The sequence below is a fragment of the Areca yellow leaf disease phytoplasma genome (assembly GCF_041920595.1).
In genome coordinates, this window is sequence record NZ_CP169277.1 from 274914 (window position 1) to 280560 (window position 5647).

Here is a 5647-nt window from a genome sequence, read left to right on the forward strand (position 1 = left end):
AAGGCATTACAAGATTAGGGATTTGGATTCTCTCATTAAAGTTAAAAGGTTCATTTGGCTTAAAGCAATAATAGGAATTTGTAATTCCATCGCTAATTTTTTCAATTCACGAGTAATAATACCAATTGCTTGATTTAAATTAAGAAATTGGTCATCTCTTAAAAGGTGTAGATAATCAATGCAAACTATATCAAGTCCTTGGTGAAATTTTAATTGACGGCATTTTCTTTTAACTTCTTCTGATTTTATTATTTCTGTCATCATCAATTAAAATATTCAATTCAGTTAATTTTTCTTCTGTTTGCAATAATTGTAACTTTTCTTCACGAGTTAATTGTTGTTGTTCCATTTTTTTGATACTAATCTGAGATTCACAACTAATTAAACGTTTAATCAATTCTTCAGATGTCATTTCTAAACTAAAAATCAAAATATTATGTTTTTTAGGAATATTTTGAAAAACTTTAGTAATATTGACAGCCAAATTTAACATAAAAGCAGTTTTTCCCATTCCCGTTCTTGCGGCTAAAATATTTAATTGTCCTGGTTTAAAGCCTCCAATTAAATCATCTATATTATTAAATCCTGTTTTAACTCCAACTAAATTATTTTTATTGTGGTTTTCCAAAATGTCTTTGATTACTTTAGAAACACAACTTTTTAAATCTTTAAACTTGGGAGTGAGTTTTTTTCTTAATTTTTCAGTATTTGTTTCTATTACTTCTAAAATTTCTTGTGGAGATATTTTGCTTTTTGCAATTTGAGATAATTTAGCAACAATACCGCCAATTTCTCTTTTTAAAGATGTTTCCTTAATTAAATCAATGTATGTTTCTAAGTGTCGAGGAGAAGGCATCGAATCAGATAATTCATTTAAATAATCAATTCCTCCTATTTGTTTTAATAATTTTTCATTTTCTAAAATAGCACTTATAGAAACATAATCAATTTCTTTATTATTTTGATGTAAGGTTTTCATGGCTTTAAATATATATTTATGATGAGGACTGTAAAAGTCAGTTTCTGTAATTTCATTAAAAACTGAAGAAATTATCGGGGTTTAAAAGCAAAACCCTCCAACAAAGCGCGTTCGGCTTCAATCATCTTTTAAACTCCTTTTTGTGCTTAATTTGGGTATAAAAAATACCCCTTCAAAAAGGGGTTTAGTTTCTATATTGATTAAAAAGTTTTTTCTTCTTTAATTGTTCCGTCAGAATTGTAATAGGTTTCTTTTAATGGTTCTTCTGTTGTATCGTATTCAGATAATACAGTCAATTGTTCCGTCTTTGTTATACCAAGTTGTTTTAATAAAATTCCATGTATCAGGGGTGTGTTCGTGAATACCACAAATTGTTTTACCATCAACAAAATAATAAGTAGTTGTATTTTTTTGATAATTCATATTATTTATTCCTTTTTATATTTTTTTTTAATTTAGTAATTGCTTTGTTTTTGATAAATTTTATTTGTGTTGCGGATAAATTTAACATTTTACCTATATTTTTGTTGGAATACTCAATTTGAGGGGATTGGTTTTGGTTTTTTAAAGGAATCCCAAAACTTAATCTAATAATCTCGAATTCTTGGGGATTTAAAATAGATTTGATTGTTTGAATAAACAATTCGTGATTAACTTGGTTTATCCAAATTTGATGAGGGTTTAGATTATAGCGCCCGTTGATATTAATAGATTGGTGTTTTTTTTCTTCAAAAGGAATATTACTTACTTGTTTTTCTTTCCTAAACGCCTCTCTGGAAGTTGAAGTAGCTTGTATGGGGCTCCCTTAATAAGTTCTGGTGATTTCCTCTACCTTTAATTTTGGGATTGGGTATAAAAAATGAAGTCATAACCTAAATCTTTGATAATTATTTAAAGCTTTGATTAACCCTAAAATTCCTTCTTGATATAAATCTTCTCTTTGAATCGCTTTAGGGAAATATTTAAATTGTTTAACTATTTTTTTTAATAATGGTAAATGCATTTCGATTAATTGATCGCGAATTGCTAAATTCTTTTTATTTTTTAAAAAATCTTTAAATAATTTTTGTCTTAACATTTTATTCCTTTCTAAAAATATTTTTAGAAAAGATAAGAAATTATTTTTTTAGTCTTGAAAAGAAAAAAGACTAACTTAATAGTTAGTCTTAAAGAATTTTTAAAAAGTAAAAAGTGTCTAAAGTTTTGGAACACCTCAAGTTTTTTTGTTGTTGTTTGTTTCTTGACTGTGTTTTGAGTTTTATTTGGTGTTTCCAAAGTAAAATCTTTTTTATTATTGTCTTTTTTAGAAAGTTTGGATTCTTTGGTAAATTTGTTTTGTTTGAAAAATTGTTTTTGGCTAGATTGGCTAGATTGGTTGTAATTGTTTTTTTGGTTAGTTTGAATGTTTTGATTTTTTTTGAATGTTTTTGTTATTTTTATTGTTTTTATTTGGCTTATCAGTTTTGGTAGTTGTAATAGTTTTGTAATTTTGAGTTCTTATAAAACCATCTTTATTTAAAGAGGCTTGATGAAAAGTAATTCCTAATTGAATTAATTTATTAATTTGGTCTTTTTGTTTAATGTCTTGGGGGTCGTACAAAACAATGATTTTACCTTTGCCCATTCTTGATGTTCTACCACTTCTGTGGGAAAAAAATTCAAGGTGTGAAGGTAAGTTGTAGTGAATAACACAAGAAGCATCAAAATCAATTCCTCTAGCTGCAAAGATCTGATGCAATTACGTACTGATATTTTAATTTATGGATAGCTTTAAGGCTTTGTTTTCTTTGTTTAACTGATAAAGCAGAGTTGTAATTAAGCAATTTGAGACTGTCATTTTGTAAAGTTTGAAATACTAATTTTTGTTCTTTTTTTTTCATTGACAAATACGAGTGCTAAATAAGGATTAAGGACTTTGGTAAGATGAATTAAGGTCTGCATTCTGCTTGTAGTTGTTTCTAATAAATAAAAAAGTACGATTAAGATTACTTTGTTTATAAACATCAATAAAAGTAGATTTAATGCTAAAATAACGATTAATAAAAGGTTTTAATTGTTCGGTAATGGTAGCTGAAAATAATAAAATTTTTGCTTTAAGATGATTAATTAAAGGGTCTAGGGAAGTTAAAAATACCTCATCAAACACTGGTATCAGCTTCATCAAGTACTAAATAATAAGATACATATTTTAAGTTAATTTTGAGTTTAAACGCGTATTCTAATAACTTATCGGGAGTTGCAATAATTAATGGAGGTTGTTTTTTTCAAAAGTAGCAATTGTTTTTTGTTTATCCATTCTCCATAAAGAATTTTGGTAAAATTAGTTTTTTCAATTTGTTGGAAACATTTCCCATACTTGAAATACTAAATCATTGGTAGGGACTAAAATAATTGCTTGAGTAATGGTTTTTGAAATCAATTTTACTTAATATCGGTAAAAGATAAGCATGGGTTTTGCCTGTTCCTGTAGGAGCAATTCCTACTAGATTACCTGGTTTTTCAAATTGTGAAAAGACTTCTTGATGGGAGTTAAAGTTTGGAATTGAAGTTGTAATATTTTTTTTGAATATAGTTTTGCAAGTTTAAAACCTCCTTAAATCATATATATTATAACAGTATTTTGGTAATTTGAAGTATTTTAGTAATAAATTAATTTTGTTGCAAATAAATTGTTGAAAAAAACTTATTTCAGTTAAAATATAAGTAAGTCTTTGACTTGATTATAAATTATAATGACATATATTAAGGAAAGAAAATAGGGTAATGAAAACAAATAAAAATAATAAGAATAATAATAAGAAAAGAAAAAACAAAACAATAATGATTTAAAACAAAGTAGAAATATAATAATAAAACTAAATTAACCAAAGATAATAAAAATGTTAAATCAAATAAAAAAAGGTTTTAACTTTAGTTTTTCTAATTTATTAGCTTGGGGTGTTGTTGTTTGTTTGTGTTCAATTCTTTATATTATATATCTGCTACTGTTTGGGAACAAATAAAGAAATAATTAAAATTTAATCTAAGATATAAAAAACTATTTTCTTAATGAAAATAGTTTTTTTATTTTTATATATGGATTGTTTAGTTAATCAATTGTTATTTAGTATTTTTGTCTAATTCTTTTTTTTTCCTTTGGAGATAATTCTTTGTATATTACATTATAAAGATTTTGTTGTTCTTTAAGGCATAATCTAATTTTATCTTGTCTCTTTTAATTTCAGTTTCTAGATTATTTTTTGCCTTAATTGCTTTTTGTTTTGCAGCTAACTCGGCTTCGATTTTAGTTTGTAATTCCTTTTCTGGTGTTATTCCCCTCATTTGTTGATGATATAAATTAAAATTTTTAATATGTTCATCATATTCCTTTTGATATTGTTCTATTTTGGGGTCTTTTTCTTTAGTAGCAATTTTTCTTTGTAATTCTTCAATTTTTCTTTGATAATCTTCAATCTCTTTTTTTATTTCTTTAATTCATTAATTTTGTTGCGGTCCAAGCTTGTTTAGATTTTAAACCCAACAAATACCTAACATTAATCCTAACATTAATCCTAACATTAATACTGTAAATTCTACTGTTAATATTATAAAATTTTTATTATTTTTTTGTTGTAAATGAATTTTCAATCCCTTTTATTTAATTTATTAGTTATATTGAATTAAGTAATTGCTCTTTTCTCTAAGTTTTTCCGATTCTTCTAAAATATAATTAACTTCTTTATTAATCTTTCTTGAAGTTCTTTTATTTCTTTTGCTTTTTTACCGTCTGAATTTGATATTGCAGTTTCGAAATCATTTTCAGAATCTTTTAATGGTTTTTTAATTTGTGATAATCTTAGTTTTAATGATATTTGTTGGGAATTAATTTGTTCTAGCATAAGTTGTTTTTTTTTTTGTCATTTTCGGTCTGCTCTGATATTATTATTTCATTATTAGTGTTCAATTTCATCATCTATTTTACCTATTATTTTTTGCGTATTCATTTGACTCCTCTACTTTTTACTTTGTGTTTTGTTTTTTTTGAAACTATTCGTTTGATGTGAATATAAAACAAATAACAAAAAAAATACAATTGCAATTACAACTACAGGTTTATTTAGTTTTTTTATCTTTAATAAATGTATTCCAAAAAAACATCTCCTTTACTCTCCTTTTAGTTTTCAGGGAATAAAAACTCCCTTACCTTTATTTTACTCTTTTTTTGCAAGTTTTTTTGCTCATTTTCCATTACTTTTCTCATCTTTTATATCATTTTTCTTATCTTTTCTTACTTTTTGCTAATCTTTTTGTTATAATTAAAAAAAGAAATTATTATTTATAAATAATATATATAAGCCGATATAAATATAAAGGAATATATTAAAGGAATTAAAATGAAAACCAATAAACATCAATTTATTAAAGTTCATGAGCTTTCGTCAAAATAATTTAAAAAATATTAATATTGATATTCCCAAAAATAAATTAGTTATTATAACAGGATTATCAGGTTCTGGCAAATCTTCTTTAGCTTTTGATACTTTATATCAAAGAAGGAAAAAGAAGGTATGTAGAATCATTAGAGTATGCTGAACAATTTTTGGTAGTTTTGAAAAACCTGATGTGAATAGTATTGAAGGTTTGAGTCCTTCTAATAGTATTGACAAAAAACAACTTCTTGTGCATGTA

The 5647-nt window shown here is 25.0% G+C and carries 9 protein-coding genes and 1 pseudogene; 1 reads left to right on the forward strand and 9 read right to left on the reverse strand.

The genetic code is table 11. The features are described from left to right. Window positions 1-6: 6 nt before the first annotated feature. The 9 genes from ACEW7V_RS01545 to ACEW7V_RS01585 all read right to left on the reverse strand — a co-directional run bounded on the left by ACEW7V_RS01545 (window position 7) and on the right by ACEW7V_RS01585 (window position 4857). The gene (locus tag ACEW7V_RS01545; protein ID WP_374695659.1) at window positions 7-264 is read right to left on the reverse strand and encodes a DnaB-like helicase C-terminal domain-containing protein; all 258 of its coding nucleotides are present in this window, start codon (window positions 262-264) and stop codon (window positions 7-9) included. Beyond that, window positions 230-1054 (reverse strand): replicative DNA helicase, encoded by an 825-nt coding sequence (locus ACEW7V_RS01550; protein WP_374695746.1) that lies wholly within the window; start codon window positions 1052-1054, stop codon window positions 230-232. The genes ACEW7V_RS01545 and ACEW7V_RS01550 overlap by 35 nt, the downstream gene beginning before the upstream one ends. A gap of 204 nt (window positions 1055-1258) precedes the next feature. After that, a complete protein-coding gene (locus tag ACEW7V_RS01555; protein ID WP_374695660.1) occupies window positions 1259-1402 on the reverse strand; it encodes a DUF2963 domain-containing protein in 144 nt (47 codons plus the stop codon). Between the two features lies 1 nt (window position 1403). Further along, window positions 1404-1622, reverse strand: coding sequence for a sigma factor-like helix-turn-helix DNA-binding protein (locus ACEW7V_RS01560; RefSeq protein ID WP_374695661.1), 219 nt, complete (start codon window positions 1620-1622; stop codon window positions 1404-1406). A 222-nt stretch (window positions 1623-1844) separates the two neighbouring features. Next, window positions 1845-2057 (reverse strand): sigma factor, encoded by a 213-nt coding sequence (locus ACEW7V_RS01565; protein ID WP_374695662.1) that lies wholly within the window; start codon window positions 2055-2057, stop codon window positions 1845-1847. A gap of 315 nt (window positions 2058-2372) precedes the next feature. Continuing rightward, window positions 2373-2717 carry a helicase-related protein gene (locus ACEW7V_RS01570; protein ID WP_374695663.1) on the reverse strand — a complete coding sequence of 115 codons (345 nt, stop codon included), beginning with the start codon at window positions 2715-2717 and terminating at the stop codon, window positions 2373-2375. Between the two features lie 168 nt (window positions 2718-2885). Further along, window positions 2886-3140: a hypothetical protein gene (locus ACEW7V_RS01575; protein ID WP_374695664.1), complete on the reverse strand. Its 255-nt coding sequence runs from the start codon at window positions 3138-3140 to the stop codon at window positions 2886-2888. Window positions 3141-3348: 208 nt separating this feature from the next. Further along, window positions 3349-3549: a DEAD/DEAH box helicase gene (locus ACEW7V_RS01580; protein ID WP_374695747.1), complete on the reverse strand. Its 201-nt coding sequence runs from the start codon at window positions 3547-3549 to the stop codon at window positions 3349-3351. A gap of 1128 nt (window positions 3550-4677) precedes the next feature. After that, window positions 4678-4857: a hypothetical protein gene (locus ACEW7V_RS01585; protein ID WP_374695665.1), complete on the reverse strand. Its 180-nt coding sequence runs from the start codon at window positions 4855-4857 to the stop codon at window positions 4678-4680. Window positions 4858-5386: 529 nt separating this feature from the next. Here ACEW7V_RS01585 and ACEW7V_RS01590 point away from each other — a divergent pair. Next, a pseudogene (locus ACEW7V_RS01590) lies at window positions 5387-5647 on the forward strand (hypothetical protein); the annotation flags it as partial.

Coding starts and splice junctions, on each gene's coding strand:
- ACEW7V_RS01545 (WP_374695659.1), bottom strand. CDS start 264: ATGATGACAGAAATAATAAAATCAGAAGAAGTTAAAAGAAAATGCCGT.
- ACEW7V_RS01555 (WP_374695660.1), bottom strand. CDS start 1,402: ATGAATTATCAAAAAAATACAACTACTTATTATTTTGTTGATGGTAAA.
- ACEW7V_RS01565 (WP_374695662.1), bottom strand. CDS start 2,057: ATGTTAAGACAAAAATTATTTAAAGATTTTTTAAAAAATAAAAAGAAT.
- ACEW7V_RS01575 (WP_374695664.1), bottom strand. CDS start 3,140: ATGAAGCTGATACCAGTGTTTGATGAGGTATTTTTAACTTCCCTAGAC.
- ACEW7V_RS01585 (WP_374695665.1), bottom strand. CDS start 4,857: ATGCTAGAACAAATTAATTCCCAACAAATATCATTAAAACTAAGATTA.